This window comes from Variovorax sp. V15 (genome assembly GCF_041154425.1).
GTDB classification, from domain to species: Bacteria; Pseudomonadota; Gammaproteobacteria; order Burkholderiales; family Burkholderiaceae_C; genus Variovorax; species Variovorax guangxiensis.
In genome coordinates, this window is record NZ_AP028659.1 from 3,011,013 (window position 1) to 3,027,944 (window position 16,932).

Genomic DNA, 16,932 nt, shown 5'->3' on the forward strand with positions numbered 1-16,932 from the left:
GCTCAGACCAGCGCCTGCGCAAGCCGCAGGCCGTGGCGCTGCTCCGCATCCTGCAGCGAGCGCGCGATCGACGGGTGCAGGCGCACCCCGTTCTTCGACTGCGATTCCCGACGCTTCAATCCGCCTTCGCCCGGCAGCCGCACAGGCTTCGCCGGGTCGATGGGCGCATTGGCGCGGCAGCGTTCGGCCACGTGGTCCATCTGGCGCAGGAAGGCTTCCTTGCCGCCGAAGGCGTTCAGGTCGTGCAGCGTGACGTGCACCGTTGCGCCCCAGCCCTCGGGCGGATCGGCGCGGCCGTGGCCCGCGAGGCCGGCCGTGAGCGTCTCCACCAGCAGCGCCATGCCGTAGCCCTTGTGGCCGTGGCTCAGGCCGCCCACGGGCAGCAGCGTGCCGGGCGGCTGGTCGAACAGCACCTGCGGGTCGTTCGAAGGCTTGCCGGCGGCGTCGATGAGCCATTCTTCGGCGAAGGTCTCGCCGGCCGCGCGCTTGCGGTTGCTCATGCCGTTGGTGGTGATGGAGGCCGAGATGTCGACCATCACGCCGCCCTGCGACAGCGGAAAGCCCATCGCCAGCGGATTCGGCGTGAACACTGCCTGCGTGCCGCCGAAGGGCGCGACGCTGGCGGCGTTGGGGTCGGAGCAGGCCAGCAGCATCAGCATGTCTTCCTGCAGCGCGCGCAGCATGTAGACGGCCAGGCAGGCGATGTGGTGGCTGCGGCGGATGACCAGCGAGGCCGTGCCCAGCTCGCGCGCACGCGGCACCAGCAGGTTCATGCCCTGGTCCATGAGCCACGGGCCGGGCAGGCGCCTGCCGTCCCACAGCACGGCGGCGGGGCGGTCAGACATCACCTCGGGCGCGCCGTCGCGCGTCATGCCGCCCGATTCCAGCTCCTTGACGTACCCCGCCAGCAGCGCGAGGCCGTGGGTGTCGTGGCCGAGCAGGTCGCCTTCGACCAGCGTGCGCGCGACCACGGCGGCCTTGGGCGCGGCAAGGCCGGCCTTCTGCAGCAGGGCATCCGCATACTCGACGAGCGCATCGGCGCGATACAGGGGGGCCGATGGAGCAGGCGCGGTGGCGTCGGTCATTTCAGGATTTCCAGCACGCGGTCGAGGCCGCCTTCGTTGATGGCCACCATGGCCTGCTCGCGCACCTTCGGCTTGGCGTGATAGGCCACCGAGAGGCCGGCCTCGCCCATCATCGGCAGGTCGTTGGCACCATCGCCCACGGCGATGGTCTCCTGCGGCGAGATGCCCATGAGCGAGGCCACCTCCAGCAGCGTGCGGCGCTTCTCGGCGCCGTCGCAGATGTCGCCCCAGCTCTGCGTGACCACCTCGCCGGTGAGCTTGCCGTCGGCTTCGTCGAGCAGGTTGGAGCGCGCGAAGTCGATGCCCAGCCGGTCCTTCACGCGGTTGGCGAAGAAGGTGAAACCGCCCGACACCAGCAGCACCTTGAGGCCGGCCGCCTTGCAGGCCGCAACCAGCTCGGCCGCGCCGGGGTTGAGCTTCAGGCGCTCGTCGTATACCTGCTGCAGCGCCCCGGCCGGCACGCCCTTGAGCAGCGCCACGCGGCGGCGCAGGCTCTCCTTGAAGTCCTTGATCTCGCCGCGCATGGTGGCTTCGGTGATCGCGGCCACCTCCGCCTTCTTGCCGACGGCATCGGCGATCTCGTCGATGCATTCGATGCTGATCAGCGTCGAGTCCATGTCGAAGGCGATCAGCTTGAAGTCGGCGAGCTTCAGCGGCGGCTTCACGCGCTGGATGACGAGGCCGGGGGAGATTTCAGTAGCGCTCATGCGGTGGCGGTTTCCTTGACGGTGGGCTGGCCCAGGCTGCGCAGCACGTCGCGCACCATCTGGGCCCGGTCCTTGGGTTCTTTCAGTTCGCGCTCGATGCGCAGCTTCTCGTTGCCGGCGAGCTTGATGTGCCTGTTCTTCTGGATCAGCTGGATGATGGCCATGCCATCCACCGGCGGATCCTTCTTGAAGGTGATGTTGATGATGCCCGGCGCCGCATCGACCTTCACCACGCCATAGGGCCGCGCGAGCACGCGCAGGCGATGGGTGTCGATCAGCGTCTGCGCCTGCGGCGGCAGCTTGCCGAAGCGGTCGACGATCTCTTCCAGCAGCGTGTCGATCTGGTCGGGCGTCTTCGCCGTGGCCAGCTTCTTGTAGAACGACAGCCGCAGGTGCACGTCGCCGCAGTAGTCATCGGGAAGCAGGGCGGGGGCGTGCAGGTTGATCTCGGTCGTGACCGACAGCGGCGACAGCAGGTCGGGCTCCTGCCCGGCCTTCAATGCGCGCACCGCCTCGCTGAGCATCTCGTTGTAGAGCTGGAAGCCGATTTCCATCATGTTGCCGCTCTGGTTCTCGCCCAGCACCTCGCCGGTGCCGCGAATCTCCAGGTCGTGCATGGCGAGGTAGAAGCCGGAGCCGAGCTCCTCCATCTGCTGGATGGCATCCAGCCGCTGCGCGGCCTGCTTGGTCAGGCCCTCGGTGTCGGGCACCATGAGATAGGCGTACGCCTGGTGGTGCGAGCGGCCGACGCGCCCGCGCAACTGGTGCAGCTGCGCAAGGCCGAACTTGTCGGCACGGCTGATCACGATGGTGTTGGCGGTCGGCACGTCGATGCCGGTCTCGATGATGGTCGAGCAAAGCAGCAGGTTGTGGCGCTGCGCCACGAAGTCGCGCATCACGCGCTCCAGCTCGCGCTCGGGCATCTGGCCGTGGGCCACGGCGATGCGGGCCTCGGGCAGTATCTCTTCCAGCTTCTGGCGGCGGTTCTCGATGGTCTCCACCTCGTTGTGGAGGAAGTAGACCTGGCCGCCGCGCTTGAGCTCGCGCAGCACGGCCTCGCGGATCACGCCGGTGCCCTCGTTGCGCACGAAGGTCTTGATGGCCAGGCGCCGCTGCGGCGCGGTGGCGATCACGCTCAGGTCGCGCAGGCCCTCCAGCGCCATGCCCAGCGTGCGCGGGATCGGCGTGGCGGTGAGCGTGAGCACGTCGACCTCGGCGCGCATGGCCTTCATCGCTTCCTTGTGGCGCACGCCGAAGCGGTGCTCCTCGTCGATGATGAGCAGGCCCAGGTTCTTGAACTTGACCGACTGCGAAAGCAGCTTGTGCGTGCCGACGACGATGTCGACCTGCCCGTCGGCCAGCCCCTTGGCGGCGGCGGTGATTTCCTTGGCCGAGCGGAAGCGGCTCATCTCGGCCACCTTCACCGGCCACTTGGCGAAGCGGTCGACCAGCGTCTGGTAGTGCTGCTCCGCCAGCAGCGTGGTGGGCGCAAGGAATGCCACCTGCTTGCCGCCGGTAACGGCGATGAAGGCGGCGCGCAGCGCCACCTCGGTCTTGCCGAAGCCCACGTCGCCGCACACGAGGCGGTCCATGGGCTGGGGCGAGATCATGTCCTGCACCACGGCGTGGATCGCGGCCTTCTGGTCGGCGGTTTCCTGGAAGCCGAAGTCGTTGGCGAACACCTCGTAGTCGGCCGGCGAGTAGCGGAAGGCATGGCCCTCGCGTGCCGCGCGGCGAGCATAGATGTTCAGCAGCTCGGCGGCCGAGTCGCGCACCTGCTCGGCGGCCTTGCGCTTGGCCTTTTCCCACTGGCCGGAGCCCAGCTTGTGCAGCGGTGCCTCGTCGGCGCTGACGCCGGTGTAGCGGCTGATCTGGTGCAGCTGGCTCACGGGCACGTAGAGCGTGGCCTTGTCGGCGTACTCCAGGTGCAGCATCTCCTGCATCAGCGGCTTGCCGTCGGGGCCGTTGCCCTGGCCCAGGTCCATGTGGATCAGGCCGCGGTAGCGGCCGATGCCGTGCGCACTGTGGACCACCGGATCGCCCACGTTGAGCTCCGACAGGTCCTTGATGAGTGCCTCGACGTCGCTGACCTGCTCCTGCTTCTTGTTGCGCCGGCGCGTGGTGGGCGCTGTGGCGAAGAGCTCGGTCTCGGTGACGAAGTCGATGCCCTGTTCGCGCCACGCGAAGCCCGAGGCCAGCGCCGCGGTGGCGATGCCGATCTTCTCGTCGCCGGAAGACTCGAACTCGGCCAGCGAGTCGAAGGCCGGCGGGTTCACGCCGCTGGCGCGCAGGAAGTCGAGCAGGCTCTCGCGGCGGCCCTCGCTCTCGGCGATCAGCAGCACGCGGTGCGGTGTCTTCGCGATGTGCGCCTTCAGGCCGACCAGTGGGTCCTCGGCGCCGCGCACCACGGCGAAGGGCGGCAACCTTTCGAACTCGGCGTAGGGCGCGTCGGTGTCCACGTCGCCGCGGATGGCCAGCTGCGCGTGCGGCTTGGCACGCTGGTAGAACTGCTCGGCGTTCAGGAACAGCGCCTCGGGCGGCAGGGCGGGGCGCTCGGGGTCGCCGCGCACAAGGCGGTAGCGCTCGTTGGTGTCCTGCCAGAAGTGCTGGAAGGCGGGTTCCAGGTCGCCGTGCAGCACCACGGTGGCGTCCGGCCCCAGGTAGTCGAACACAGTGGCCGTCTCGTCGAAGAAAAGCGGCAGGTAGTACTCGATGCCGGCGGTGGCCACGCCGTTGCCCATGTCCTTGTAGATGCGGCTCTTGGTCGGGTCGCCTTCGAGCAGTTCGCGCCAGCGGCTGCGGAAGCGCCCGCGCGCGTCGTCGTCCATCGGGAACTCGCGGCCCGGCAGCAGCCGCACCTCGGGCACCGGGTAGAGGCTGCGCTGGGTGTCGGGGTCGAAGGTGCGGATGGTGTCGATCTCGTCGTCGAACAGGTCGACGCGGAACGGCACCGGCGAGCCCATGGGGAACAGGTCGATCAGGCCGCCGCGCACCGCGTATTCGCCGGGGCTCACCACCTGCGTCACATGGGTGTAGCCGGCAAGAGTGAGCTGGGCCTTGAGCTTCGACTCCTCCAGCTTCTGCTTGGCCTTGAAGTGGAAGGTGTAGCCGGCCAGGAAGGACGGCGGCGCCAGCCGGTAGAGCGCGGTGGTGGCGGGCACCAGCACCACGTCGGCCTCCTTCTGGCTGATGCGCCAGAGGGTGGCCAGGCGTTCGCTGATCAGGTCCTGGTGGGGCGAGAAGCTGTCGTAGGGCAGCGTCTCCCAGTCGGGGAACAGCGCGCAGCGCAGCTCGGGAGCGAAGAAGGCGATCTCGTCGATCAGGCGCTGGGCGTCGTTGGCATCGGCCGTGAACATCGCGGTGGCGCGCCCGGCGGCCTTCTCGCGCATGGCCAGTTGCGCCAGCAGCAAGGCATCTGCCGACAAGGGAGGACGCGGCAGCGTGAATCGCTTGCCCGCCGTGAGGTGGGGGAGGTCCATGGAACGCTTGATGGAAATGCACAACACCCCGCGCCGGCTGGCGAGGGGTGTGCGTAGCGGTCAATTCTAGAATGGCGGCCCTTTATCCGCTTGTCGGCCACGGCCGACGCTGGGCCCTCATGTCCTCTTCCCGACTCTTCGTGCTGATCCCGTGCGCCGGCTCCGGCCATCGCGCGGGACATGCGCAGTCCACGCAGCCCAAGCAGTACCGGCGCCTGGCCGGGCTGCCGATGGTGGCCCACACGCTGGAGGCCTTCCGCGCGATGTCGGGGCGCTTCGCCGGGCTGGCGCTGGTGGTGTCGCCGGACGACCGGGACGTGGATGCGGTGCTGCCGCGCTTTCCCTCGGAGAACGAATACCTGCTGCGCGTGGGCGGCGTGACCCGCGCGGCCACGGTGCGCAACGGCCTGGTGGCGCTGCGGCAGAAGGGCGCCGGCGCGCACGACTGGGTGCTGGTGCACGACGCGGCGCGCTGCCTCGTCACTTCCAGCCAGATCGAGGCGCTGATCGCCGCCTGCGAGCACGACGCCGTCGGCGGCCTGCTGGCGCAGCGGTTGGCGGACACGCTGAAGTCTTCCACCGCCGAAAGCCGCGTGGCCCAGACCCTGCCGCGCGCCGACAAGTGGCTGGCGCAGACCCCGCAGATGTTCCGCATCGGCATGCTGCTCGACGCGCTGGAGCGCGCTGGCGATGCCGTTACAGACGAGGCCAGCGCCATCGAGGCCGTCGGCCTTTCGCCGTTGCTGGTGCCCGGAAGCGCTCAGAACTTCAAGGTGACCTTTCCGGAAGACTTCGCCCTGGCCGAGGCCGTGCTGCTCGGCCGCAGGAAGGAACTGGCATGACCGCCGCGCCTTTCAACATCCGCATCGGCGAGGGCTGGGACGTCCACCAGCTGGTGGCGGGGCGCAAACTGATCCTCGGCGGCGTCGAGGTGCCGCACACCACCGGCCTGCTGGGCCATTCGGATGCCGATGTGCTGCTGCACGCCATCACCGATGCGCTGCTGGGCGGCGCGGGGCTGGGCGACATCGGCCGGCACTTTCCGGACACCGATCCCCAGTTCCGCGGTGCCGATTCGGCGGTGCTGCTGGCCGAGGCGGCGCGCCGGGTGCGTGCCGCGGGCTGGGAGATCGGCAACGTCGACAGCACCGTGATCGCGCAGGCGCCCAAGCTCGCGCCGCACATTCCGCTGATGTGCCAGCGCATCGCCGACACGCTGGGCGTGGAGCTCGGCCAGGTCAACGTGAAGGCCAAGACGGCCGAGAAGCTGGGCCCCGTGGGCGAGGGCCGCGCGATGGAAGCTCGCGCGGCCGTTCTGCTGCACCGCTGACGCAGGCGCGGCCGGCGTTGTTCAGGCTGGCTTCTTGCCGCTGCCCTGAGGCTCGCCCGGCCTGACCATTCCCGCCGGCATCGCGCGCGGCATGCGGATGTGCGCCGCCAGGCCGCGGCCCGGTGTGCTGGTCAGCGCGAAGGTGCCGCCCATGCGCTCGATGTTCTTCGCCACGATCGACAGGCCCAGCCCCGCGCCGGCTGCGGATGTGCGCGCCGCGTCGCCGCGGAAGAAGGGCTTGGTCAGCTGCGCGAGCAGGGCCGGCTCGACGCCCGCGCCGTGGTCGCGCACCTTGATGAGCACCGCGTCGTTGTTGGCCTGCGCCTGGATCGTCACGTCCGCCACGCCGGTGGCAGGCGTCTTGCCATAGCGGCGCGCGTTCTCGACCAGGTTGGAAATGACGCGGGTGAGTTCGACCTCGTCGCCCATCACGCGCAGGTCGGGGGGCACCTCGACCTTGATGTTCATCTCCTCGTAGTCCTGCACGGCGTAGGTGCAGGCATCGACCACGTCGCGCAGCAGCACCGGCTTGGGGTCGACGTGGTCGGGGCGGGCGTAGTCGAGGAACTTGTCGATGATCGCGTCGAGCTGGGCGATGTCGGCCGCCATGTGGTCGCGCGCGTCCTCGTCGGCCACGCTCATCTCGGTTTCCAGCCGCAGCCGGGCCAGCGGCGTGCGCAGGTCGTGCGAGATGCCGGCCAGCATGATGGCGCGGTCCTGCTCGATCTTGGCGAGCTGGTCGGCCATGCGGTTGAAGCCGATGTTGACCGCGCGGATCTCGTTGGTGCGGGCGCGCTCGTCGAGCCGGTGCGCCTCGTACTCGCCCTCGCGCACCTGCATGGTCGCGCGCGACAGTTGCTTGAGCGGCAGGTTGATGAGCCGGGTGATCAGCGCCGCGCCGGCCAGCGACAGCGCCATGGCGGTGCTCAGCCACACCAGCCAGGTGCGCCCGCCCACGCGGCTGAAGCGGGTGGGGTCGAGCAGCAGCCAGTAGGTGTCGCTTTCGATGGTGAAGCCGATCCACAGGCCCGCCTCGTCGTTCACGCGGCTCGCCACCGTGGTGCCTTCGCCGAGCTGGTCGATGAGCTCCTCGGTCACGCGCAGGTCGAGCGCGCCGCTGGTGTAGGGCTGGAAGCGGTCGTTGGGCTCGCGCGGCAGGATGCGCACGCCCTCCTGGTCGGCCAGCGTCTTGATCAGCGACACCCGGGTGATGGCGTCGGAGTACACCAGCGCCGCCCGCGTGAGGTTCACGAGAGAGGCGATCTGGTGCGCCGTTTGAATGGCGCGCGGCTCGTATTCGAGCGAGCGGAAAGTCTGCAGCCAGGCGACCGTACAGCCGATCAGCAGCAGCGCCAGCAGGAAGAAGGTGCGCCAGAAAAGGCTGAAGCCCAGTTTGAGGCCGGGGCGGCGGTCACGCTGCGCGCTCGCTTCGAGCGGGCTCGGCATCGTGACCTGCGCGCCGTCCTCCTGGGCTGCGCCTGGTCCGGGGGGTTGGCCGACGGCCACCTTTCAACGTGGCGTCAGGCCGTGCCGTCCGGCACGAACACGTAGCCCACGCCCCAGACGGTCTGGATGTAGCGGGGCGCAGCGGCGTCGGACTCGACGAGCTTGCGCAGGCGCGAGATCTGCACGTCCAGGCTGCGGTCGAAGGGCTCGAACTCGCGGCCGCGGGCCAGCTGGGCCAGCTTTTCGCGAGACAGCGGCTGGCGCGGATGGCGCACCAGCGCCTTCAGCATGGCGAACTCGCCGGTGGTCAGCGAGAGTTCTTCGCCGTCTTTCTTGAGGGTGCGCGAGCCGAGGTCGAAGGCGAAGGGGCCGAAGGTGACGGTTTCGTTCTCGGTGGAGGGGGCGCCCGGCGCTTCCAGCGGCGGACGGCGGCGCAGAACGGCGTGCACGCGGGCCAGCAGTTCGCGCGGGTTGAAGGGCTTGCCGAGGTAGTCGTCGGCGCCGACTTCGAGGCCGACGATGCGGTCCACGTCCTCACCCTTGGCGGTGAGCATGATGATCGGCGTGCGGTCGTTGGCGGCACGCAGGCGGCGGCAGACGGACAGGCCGTCTTCGCCGGGCATCATCAGGTCGAGCACGATCAGGTCGACCGTGTCGCGCAACAGGATGCGGTTGAGCGCCTTGCCGTCCTCGGCCACGATCACTTCGAAGCCTTCCTGCGTCAGGTAGCGGCGCAGGAGGTCGCGGATGCGGGCGTCGTCGTCGACGATCACGATCTTGTCGGTGCGAGCGGGAACTTGAGTCATTTCTACAACGTCGAATTTGTAACAGGGCCGATTCTGAAGGCGTTGCGGTCCGGTTGAGCCGGATTTGCTTATGGTTTGACACTAAGTTACAAAACTTGCGGACGCTCGCGGTCTGGTCATCCGACGTTAGTCCGGCAATGGCAAAGTCGCGTCTACCGATGACTTTCGCCTCAATGAGACGTCCTTTTTCCGCACTGCCGCTCATCCTCGTTTTCGCCTGCGGCCCCTCGCTGGCGGTGTCTGGCGACTTCTTCAGGGTGAGTGAAACGCGCCGCAGCGAAGTCCGCCATGCGGTCGCCGCCCACCGGGCCGCGCAGCGTGAGGAAATGAAGCGCGGAGAAGCCATTGCCGGTCGGCGCCTGACTCCCGCTGAGCTGTTCGAGCTGCGCCAGCAGGTCCGCGGCCAATGGACCCCGCCTTCGACGGGTGCTTTGCTCAATTCGGCAGAATCGCAGCCGGCCGAGCGCATCGTGCCGGTGCCGCCGGCCGCGGCAAGTGCATTGCCGCTCGCGCCGCGCAGCCAGCGCCGCTGATCTGCGCGGGTGCGTCCGGCCTGCCGGTGCGGGCTCGGCTGCCTGTCTTTTCATACCAACAATGGGAGTACTTCGCCATGAAGAAAAAGATCAAACTGCTCGCGGCCTGCGCAGCCCTGGCCGCCGCCGGCAATGCGCTGGCCCAGAACGCCGCCACGCCGGCTCCCCAGAACGTGCTGCAGCTGACGGCATCGGGCACGGTCGAAGTCCAGCAGGACATGCTGAGCATGACCCTCGTGACCACCCGCGACGCGACCGACGCCGCCACCGTGCAGACGCAGCTGAAGGCCGCGCTCGACGCCGCGCTGGCCGAAGCGAAGAAGAACGCGCAGGCAGGCCAGCTCGACGTGCGTACCGGCAACTTCAGCCTGTCGCCGCGCTACACCAAGGACGGCAAGATCAACGGCTGGCAGGGCTCGACCGAACTGGTGCTCGAAGGCCGCGATTTCCCGCGCATCACCCAGACGGCAGGGCGCATCACCACGCTCAGCGTGGGCAACGTGGGCTTCGGCCTGAGCCGCGAGCAGCGGGCCAAGACCGAGACCGAGGCGCAGAACATCGCCATCGACAACTTCAAGCAGAAGGCCAATGAGCTGGCCAAGGGCTTCGGCTTCGGCGGCTACACGCTGCGCGAGGTGTCGGTGAATGCGAGCGACAACGGCCCGATCCGCCCGCGCATGATGGCGGTGCAGGCCAAGTCGTTCTCGTCGGCGGATTCTGCGGTGCCGGTCGAAGCCGGCAAGACCGCCGTGATGGTGACCGTCTCGGGCTCCGTGCAGCTCAAGTAGAGCGGTCCGTGCTCATATAAGAAAGAGGCGCGTACCGCGGGGCTACCCACTACTGGGCAGTCTTATTGGGCAGTCCAGCCGCCGTCCATGGCCCATGCCTGGCCACGGACCTGGTCGGCGGCCGGCGAGCAGAGGAAGACCGCCAGGCCGCCCAGTTGCTCCACGGTGGTGAACTGCAGCGAAGGCTGCTTTTCGCCCAGCAGATCGTTTTGAGCTTGCGCGACCGTGATGCCTTCGCGCGCCGCGCGGTCGTCGATCTGCTTCTGTACCAGCGCCGTCAGCACCCAGCCAGGGCAGATCGCATTGACGGTGACGCCCGTGGTCGCGGTTTCCAGCGCGACCGCCTTGGTCAGGCCGACGACGCCATGCTTGGCCGCCACGTAGGCCGACTTCTGCGCCGACGCCACCAGCCCGTGCGCCGAGGCGATGTTGATGACGCGCCCCCAGTTGGCTTCGCGCATCGCCGGGATCGCCAGCCGCGTGGTGTGGAAGGCGCTGGTGAGGTTGATCGCGATGATGGCGTCCCAGCGTTCGATGGGAAAGTCTTCCACTTTGGCGACGTGCTGGATGCCGGCGTTGTTCACCAGGATGTCGACGCGGCCGAACCTGGACGCGGCGAACTTCATCATGTCCTCGATCTCCCCGGGCTTGCTCATGTCGGCGCCGTGGTAATCGGCGCGCACGCCGAGCGCTTCGACCTCGGCCTTCGGAGCGGCGGAATCGCCGAAGCCGTTGAGCACGATGTTGGCGCCCTGCTGGGCGAGAGACTTGGCGATGGCGAGGCCAATGCCACTGGTGGACCCCGTGACAAGCGCGGTTTTGCCTTTGAGCATGAAGATCAATCTCCGGATGAATTAGGATGCGACGAGACAATTATCCGCACCAGGACACCATCGTTTCCATGACCGAACCGACGCTTCATTACGTGGCGTGCGATGACGCCCAGGGCGGCCACCGCATGGCCTATTGGCAATGGGGCGACGCGCACAGCGCGCATGTCGTGATCTGCGTGCATGGCTTGACCCGACAGGGGCGCGATTTCGACCTGCTGGCCCAGGCCATCGTGGAGCGTGCGGGCGGCGATGTTCGCGTGGTCTGCCCTGACGTGGTGGGCCGCGGGCGCAGCGACTGGCTGCGCGACCCTTTTCTTTATCAGGTGCCGGTGTACGCGGCCGACATGGTCGCGTTGATCGCGCAGCTGCAGCGCGAGCAGGCGATCGGCACGCTCGATTACCTCGGCACCAGCATGGGCGGCCTGATCGGCTTCGTGCTGGCGGGCCACAAGGAGCTGCCGTTGGCGCGACCCATTCGACGCTTCGTCGCGAACGACGTCGGTCCGACCATCGAACCGATCGCGCTGCAGCGCATCGGTGCCTACGTCGGAAAGAATGGCAGCTACGAAAGCGTGCAGGCGGCGGCCGATGCGATGTGGGCTTTGTCGACCACCTTCGGACCGCATACGCCGCAGCAGTGGCTGGCGCTGTCGCGGCACATGGTGGTGCCTGCCTCGCAGCGCACGGCCGACGGCTCGGCGAAGCGCGAGTCGACACTGGGCGGCGGCGACGAGGGGACCTGGTTTCTTCACTACGACCCGGCCATCGGCGTTGCGCTCCGTGCCATCACTCCTGAGGCCGCGGCGCAGGGGGGCGCGATCATGTGGAGCCTGTACGACGCCATCGAGGCGCGCACGCTGCTCACGCGCGGTGCCGAGTCGGATCTGCTGTCGCGCGAAACCGCGCTCGCCATGACGCAGCGCGGTCCGCATGCGACGCTGGTCGAATTCGAGGGCGTGGGCCATGCGCCGACTTTCGTCGACCCCGCGCAGATCGCAGCCGTCACCAACTTCCTTTTCGACTGATCGAGCGATTGAGTGAGCGAAGCGTGAAGCGCGATTCTTCGAGTCTCCAGACGGCGACCGCGTCCGACGCGGTCATGGTCGACTACCCGCTGTCCGCGGCAACGGCCGAGCGCACCCCGGTGATGGAGAACATGCTGGCGCGCGCCCGTGCCTTTGCCGAACCCCTGATTGCCGACGAGAAGCTCGACACCGGCGAGAACACGCTCGCGCATGCCGACGCCGTTGCCGCCATCGTCGCGAAGATGGGTGGCTCCGAGGCGATGCAGGCGGCGAGCTACCTGGTCTATTCGTGCCAGCACCTGAACCGCCCGCAGGAGGTGATCGCCAAGGTGTTCGGCGACAACTTCGCGGCGCTCGCGGTCGAGACGACCAAGCTGGTGCGCGTGCAGGAGCAGGCCCGCTCGGCCTCGCAGGGGCATCACGCGGAAAACGCCGGCGCGCAGACCGAGAACGTGCGCAAGATGCTGCTGGCGTTCTCGCGCGACCTGCGCGTGGTGATGCTGCGGCTGGCCTCCCGGCTGCAGACCCTGCGGCATGCCGCCGCCAGCAAGCAGCCGGCGCCCGAGGGCGTGGCGCGCGAGTCGCTGCAGGTGTTCGCGCCACTGGCCAACCGGCTGGGCATCTGGCAGGTGAAGTGGGAGATCGAGGATCTCTCGCTCCGCTTCCTCGAGCCCGAAACCTACAAACTGATCGCGCGCCTGCTCGACGAGAAGCGCATCGAGCGCGAAGGGCATGTGGAGCAGTTGCGCTCGAAGCTGGAGCGCGAGCTGCAGGCCGAGGGCGTGAAGGCCGTGGTGCAGGGGCGACCCAAGAACATCTACAGCATCGTGAAGAAGATGCGCGGCAAGTCGCTCGACTTCGCGCAGGTCTTCGACATCCTCGCGCTGCGCGTGGTGGTGCCCGATGTGAAGGACTGCTATGCGGCGCTGGCCTGGGTGCACTCGCACTTCCAGCCCATCGACGAGGAATTCGACGACTACATCGCGCGGCCCAAGCCCAACGGATACCAGTCGCTGCACACGGTGGTGCGCGAACTGGTGGACGGCAAGGCGGGCAAGCCGATCGAGATCCAGATCCGTACTGAAGAAATGCACGACCACGCCGAGCATGGCGTGGCTGCGCACTGGGCGTACAAGGAAGCGGGCCACAAGGGCTACGCGGGCGTGTGGGCCAGCGGCGAGTACGACGCGAAGATCGCTGTGCTGCGGCAGCTGCTGGCCTGGGAGCGCGATCTCTCGGGTGGCCTGCAGGGGCAGGGCCTTTTCGACGACCGCATCTATGTGCTGACGCCGGACGCCGCGATCGTCGAGCTCCCGCAGGGCGCGACGCCGGTCGACTTTGCCTACACGGTGCACACCACGCTCGGCCATCGCTGCCGCGGGGCGCGTGTCGATGGCGCGATGGTGCCGCTGAACACGCCGCTGTCGAACGGGCAGACGGTGGAGATCATCGCGGCCAAGGAAGGCGGGCCTTCGCGCGACTGGCTGAATGCGGAGCTGGGCTATCTGGCCAGCCACCGTGCGCGAGCGAAGGTGCGTGCATGGTTCAACGCGCAGATCACCCACGAGACCGTGGCGCGCGGACGAGAGGCGGTCGAGAAGCTGTTGCAGCGCGAAGGCAAGACGGCCATGCGCCTCGAAGACCTGGCCTCCCAGCTCGGCTTCAAGTCGGCGGACCATCTGTTCGAAGTGGTGGGCAAGGACGAGTTCTCGCTGCGCAACATCGAGACGCTGCTGCGTCCGCCGGAGCCTGCGCAGGGGCCGGACGATGGCGTGCTCATCAAGAAGGCGCGCGGCAGCGAGAAGTCGGGCAAGGGCGGCGTGCTGGTGGTGGGCGTGTCTTCGCTGATGACGCAGCTCGCCAAGTGCTGCAAGCCTGCGCCGCCCGACGCGATTCGCGGCTTCGTCACGCGAGGCCATGGCGTGAGCGTGCATCGCAGCGATTGCAGCAACTTCCGCACGATGGCCGCGAAGGATGGCGAGCGCGTCATCGACGTGGAGTGGGGCGTCGCGAAGAAGGGCACCGATGCACCTGTATATGCGGTGGACGTGGCCGTCGAAGCGGCCGACCGCCAGGGACTGCTGCGCGACATCTCCGATGTGTTCGCGCGCGAGAAGATGAACGTGATCGGCGTGCAGACGCAGTCGATCAAGGGCACGGCGTGGATGACGTTCACCGTGGAAATCGCCGATGCGGCGAGGCTCACGCAGGTCCTTGGACTGGTCACTGCAGTTATTGGTGTGCGATCTGCACGTCGCCGCTGAAAAACGCGATTTCTCCTGCTACAATAACTGCTTCTCGGACACATCCTTAGGCGCGTAGCTCAGCTGGTTAGAGCACCACCTTGACATGGTGGGGGTCGTTGGTTCGAGTCCAATCGCGCCTACCAATTTCTGTTTCGCCCGGCCAACCACCGGATCAGTCGAACAGATCATGCACCGGGTTCTCCGGTGTGTATATCGTCCCTTGTAGTGATGCAGGCAAAAGCCTTGGCCACGTTCTTGTGCTACCTTGGTCGCTCTGCAACTACATTCCATTTTTCTTGATAAGCGATCCGATGAATACGCGATCAACACTGGTTGATCGGGCTCATGCCGACAAGCGCCTGGCCGCATTGCTCAAGCAGGCTCCCATCGAGTTTGCGCGTGCTGTCTACGGCATCAACGATTACGCGAGCGGGCGCACCGACACCATGGCTGCGCGCGAAGTGGTGCGCGCCCAACGCCAGGGCATGCCTTTGACCGAAGAGCGTGCCGAGCAGCGTGCTCGCGCCTATCTGCCGACCGTCGGGCAGGAACACTGCCCGCGTTGCTGGGTGGTCTACGGTCACAAGACGCCGTTGCGATTTCGCGAGGCCGACGAAGAGCGGCCGGAGGTGGCGGCCTGCCATATCTGCGGCGCGGAGTACGCGACATCGTCGGATTGAGGAAAGTGCCCGTTCCGGTCAGGGTAAACCTTGTCGCGGCGCAGCAAAACCGCTCCCTAGAATCATCCGACGACATGGGCGTCCATGTGAAGGAGTCCGCAGTGCAGAGCAAGAAGTCCGGGGTCAAGCCGGTACAGCGTGTGATCAAGAAGTACCCGAACCGAAGGCTCTACGACACCGAGACATCCACGTACATCACGCTGACCGAGGTGAAGCAGCTGGTCATCCAGAACGCCCAGTTCGTGGTGCGCGATGCCAAGACCGGTGACGACCTCACGCGCAGCATCCTGCTGCAGATCATCCTTGAAGAAGAGGCGGGTGGCGCGCCGATGTTCACCGAACAGGTGCTGGCCAACATCATCCGTTTCTACGGGCAGGCGATGCAGGGCTACATGGGGCCGTATCTCGAGAAGAACATCCAGGCCATGACCGAGGTGCAGGCGCAGCTCGCCGAAAAGGCCGAAGGCCTGACGCCCGAGATGTGGGCTCGCTTCATGACCATGCAGTCGCCGATGCTGCAGGGGCTGATGGGCAGCTACGTCGAACAATCGAAGAATGTCTTCCTGCAGATGCAGGAGCAGATGCAGAAGAACACCGAACAGGTGCTGGGGGCCTTTGGCATCAAGCGTTCCTGATCTGAAGCGGGTGCCCGCAAGCGGTGGTTGCCCCGCCGTCTCCGATAGCTGGGACAATAGGGGCATATGAGCGAAGTTGCCTCCCCCGAACGTACGGCCACGTCGACCGCCCCCAGGGTCGGTTTCGTGAGCCTGGGCTGCGCGAAAGATACTTGATATATACCGCAGTCGCCAATGAAAGCGGACTTTCGGGAGATTGCACACGCGGGCGGGCAGGTGACATACCTTGTCGAGCGCCAGCAGGATGGGGGCATAAGTCTGGGACTTCGCGTCCAAACTAGTCGGCCCAATGCGATGGCCATGGTCGGCGTCTATGCGATTCCGCCTGGTTACGTGATCGCTGCGATGGACCTTCGTGGCCTAGGGGAAGCGATGAATGCGCCACCGTCACCGAACTGCGTTCCGGTGATGATCCTCTCTGACAGTGAAGGGCACTTTGGGCATAAATGCCCAAAGTGCGCAGGCTATTGGCGAAGTGGGCCGTGGCCTAGGACGTGCCCTTATTGTCGGGTGGAGGCGCCCGGCATCAATTTTCTTTCAGATGCTCAACGAAGTTACGTTGAACACTGTTGTCATGCTCTTAACCACGCGCTGGATGGAGGCGCAGCCGAGGCCGCTATCGATATGGACGAGGTTGCCGACGCTTGTATGCGCGGATTAGAAAGGCCTGCTTTTTATGTGTCTGAGGAAGGCCAGCAGCACCAGTTCACCTGTTCGGCCTGCGGAGAATTCAACGACATCATTGGCCGCTTTGGGTATTGCTCGAGCTGCGGTACCCGTTGTGATCTGCTTGAGTTCGAATTAAAGGAAATCGCGGACTTGCGCGCTCGTCTTGCCTCAGGCGCCGCGCCGGAGAACTGCCTTCGCGACGCCGTCTCAGCATTTGATTCCGTCGTTTCGCAGTATGCGAAGCAGCTCGCTGCGACTGTACCGATGACAAAGGGGCGGAAGAATCGACTCACAAAACAGCGGTTCCATGACCTCGAAGAGGTGCAGACGACCTTTTTGCATTGGTTCGACATCGACCTTTTTCGGAATATTAAGGACGACGTTCAGACCGCCCTCAAGATCGCATTCCTGCGCAGGCATTTGCACGAACACAACGGGGGCGAAGTTGATCAAAAGTTTCTGGACAAGAGCAAGTCGACCGAGTTCAGGCTCAAGCAGGTGCTACGCGAAGCGCCGGCGGAGATCGAGAAGATCCTGACTCCGCTGGTACTCGTGGTCAGAAATCTTCACAACGGTTTTCATGAGCTGATCCCCCCGTTCAGCGGGCCAATTGAAGAGCACGAAAAGTCCAAGGCTCGCGCAAGGGCGTGGAAAGGCCAGCACTGAACGC

At 66.6% G+C, this 16,932-nt stretch carries 15 protein-coding genes and 1 tRNA gene; 10 read left to right on the top strand and 6 right to left on the bottom strand.

Annotated elements, in window-relative coordinates; translation table 11 throughout:
* Nucleotides 1-2: 2 nt before the first annotated feature.
* From ACAM57_RS14185 to mfd, 3 genes are read right to left on the bottom strand one after another with little or no spacing between them, the layout of a single operon-like run.
* Nucleotides 3-1,085, bottom strand: a complete 1,083-nt coding sequence (locus ACAM57_RS14185) for an Ldh family oxidoreductase (RefSeq protein WP_369662099.1) — start codon at nucleotides 1,083-1,085, stop codon at nucleotides 3-5.
* The gene (gene serB / locus ACAM57_RS14190) at nucleotides 1,082-1,792 is read right to left on the bottom strand and encodes a phosphoserine phosphatase SerB (protein WP_369662100.1); all 711 of its coding nucleotides are present in this window, start codon (nucleotides 1,790-1,792) and stop codon (nucleotides 1,082-1,084) included. Before serB ends, ACAM57_RS14185 begins: the two co-directional genes overlap by 4 nt.
* Nucleotides 1,789-5,271, bottom strand: a complete 3,483-nt coding sequence (gene mfd, locus ACAM57_RS14195) for a transcription-repair coupling factor (protein ID WP_369662101.1) — start codon at nucleotides 5,269-5,271, stop codon at nucleotides 1,789-1,791. The genes serB and mfd overlap by 4 nt, the downstream gene beginning before the upstream one ends.
* Before the next feature lie 119 nt (nucleotides 5,272-5,390).
* Here mfd and ispD point away from each other — a divergent pair, with 119 nt between their 5' ends.
* Both ispD and ispF read left to right on the top strand, forming a co-directional pair.
* The gene (gene ispD, locus ACAM57_RS14200; protein ID WP_369662102.1) at nucleotides 5,391-6,113 is read left to right on the top strand and encodes a 2-C-methyl-D-erythritol 4-phosphate cytidylyltransferase; all 723 of its coding nucleotides are present in this window, start codon (nucleotides 5,391-5,393) and stop codon (nucleotides 6,111-6,113) included.
* The gene (gene ispF / locus ACAM57_RS14205) at nucleotides 6,110-6,601 is read left to right on the top strand and encodes a 2-C-methyl-D-erythritol 2,4-cyclodiphosphate synthase (protein ID WP_184637548.1); all 492 of its coding nucleotides are present in this window, start codon (nucleotides 6,110-6,112) and stop codon (nucleotides 6,599-6,601) included. Before ispD ends, ispF begins: the two co-directional genes overlap by 4 nt.
* Nucleotides 6,602-6,622: 21 nt before the next feature.
* Here ispF and ACAM57_RS14210 read toward each other — a convergent pair whose 3' ends face one another.
* Nucleotides 6,623-8,047 carry a sensor histidine kinase gene (locus ACAM57_RS14210; protein ID WP_126023995.1) on the bottom strand — a complete coding sequence of 475 codons (1,425 nt, stop codon included), beginning with the start codon at nucleotides 8,045-8,047 and terminating at the stop codon, nucleotides 6,623-6,625.
* Nucleotides 8,048-8,121: 74 nt separating this feature from the next.
* The gene (ompR, locus tag ACAM57_RS14215; RefSeq protein ID WP_007837017.1) at nucleotides 8,122-8,853 is read right to left on the bottom strand and encodes a two-component system response regulator OmpR; all 732 of its coding nucleotides are present in this window, start codon (nucleotides 8,851-8,853) and stop codon (nucleotides 8,122-8,124) included.
* Between the two features lie 137 nt (nucleotides 8,854-8,990).
* Between ompR and ACAM57_RS14220 the strand changes: the two genes are divergently transcribed.
* Nucleotides 8,991-9,386, top strand: a complete 396-nt coding sequence (locus tag ACAM57_RS14220) for a hypothetical protein (protein ID WP_369662103.1) — start codon at nucleotides 8,991-8,993, stop codon at nucleotides 9,384-9,386.
* Between the two features lie 77 nt (nucleotides 9,387-9,463).
* A complete protein-coding gene (locus tag ACAM57_RS14225) occupies nucleotides 9,464-10,174 on the top strand; it encodes an SIMPL domain-containing protein (protein ID WP_126023996.1) in 711 nt (236 codons plus the stop codon).
* 62 nt (nucleotides 10,175-10,236) lie between these two features.
* Here ACAM57_RS14225 and ACAM57_RS14230 read toward each other — a convergent pair whose 3' ends face one another.
* The gene (locus ACAM57_RS14230) at nucleotides 10,237-11,007 is read right to left on the bottom strand and encodes a 3-hydroxybutyrate dehydrogenase (RefSeq protein WP_369662104.1); all 771 of its coding nucleotides are present in this window, start codon (nucleotides 11,005-11,007) and stop codon (nucleotides 10,237-10,239) included.
* A 26-nt stretch (nucleotides 11,008-11,033) separates the two neighbouring features.
* On the opposite strand from ACAM57_RS14230, the gene ACAM57_RS14235 reads away from it, so the two are divergent.
* The 6 genes from ACAM57_RS14235 (at nucleotide 11,034) to ACAM57_RS14260 (ending at nucleotide 16,928) form a co-directional block, all read left to right on the top strand.
* Nucleotides 11,034-12,032, top strand: a complete 999-nt coding sequence (locus ACAM57_RS14235) for an alpha/beta fold hydrolase (protein WP_369662105.1) — start codon at nucleotides 11,034-11,036, stop codon at nucleotides 12,030-12,032.
* Between the two features lie 74 nt (nucleotides 12,033-12,106).
* A complete protein-coding gene (locus tag ACAM57_RS14240) occupies nucleotides 12,107-14,296 on the top strand; it encodes a bifunctional (p)ppGpp synthetase/guanosine-3',5'-bis(diphosphate) 3'-pyrophosphohydrolase (RefSeq protein WP_369662435.1) in 2,190 nt (729 codons plus the stop codon).
* A gap of 48 nt (nucleotides 14,297-14,344) precedes the next feature.
* Nucleotides 14,345-14,421, top strand: a tRNA-Val gene (locus ACAM57_RS14245).
* A gap of 168 nt (nucleotides 14,422-14,589) precedes the next feature.
* Nucleotides 14,590-14,958 (top strand): hypothetical protein, encoded by a 369-nt coding sequence (locus tag ACAM57_RS14250; RefSeq protein ID WP_126024001.1) that lies wholly within the window; start codon nucleotides 14,590-14,592, stop codon nucleotides 14,956-14,958.
* A gap of 74 nt (nucleotides 14,959-15,032) precedes the next feature.
* Nucleotides 15,033-15,593 carry a polyhydroxyalkanoate synthesis repressor PhaR gene (gene phaR, locus ACAM57_RS14255; RefSeq protein WP_019652414.1) on the top strand — a complete coding sequence of 187 codons (561 nt, stop codon included), beginning with the start codon at nucleotides 15,033-15,035 and terminating at the stop codon, nucleotides 15,591-15,593.
* Between the two features lie 624 nt (nucleotides 15,594-16,217).
* Nucleotides 16,218-16,928: a hypothetical protein gene (locus ACAM57_RS14260; protein WP_369662106.1), complete on the top strand. Its 711-nt coding sequence runs from the start codon at nucleotides 16,218-16,220 to the stop codon at nucleotides 16,926-16,928.
* The last annotated feature ends 4 nt before the right edge of the window (nucleotides 16,929-16,932 follow it).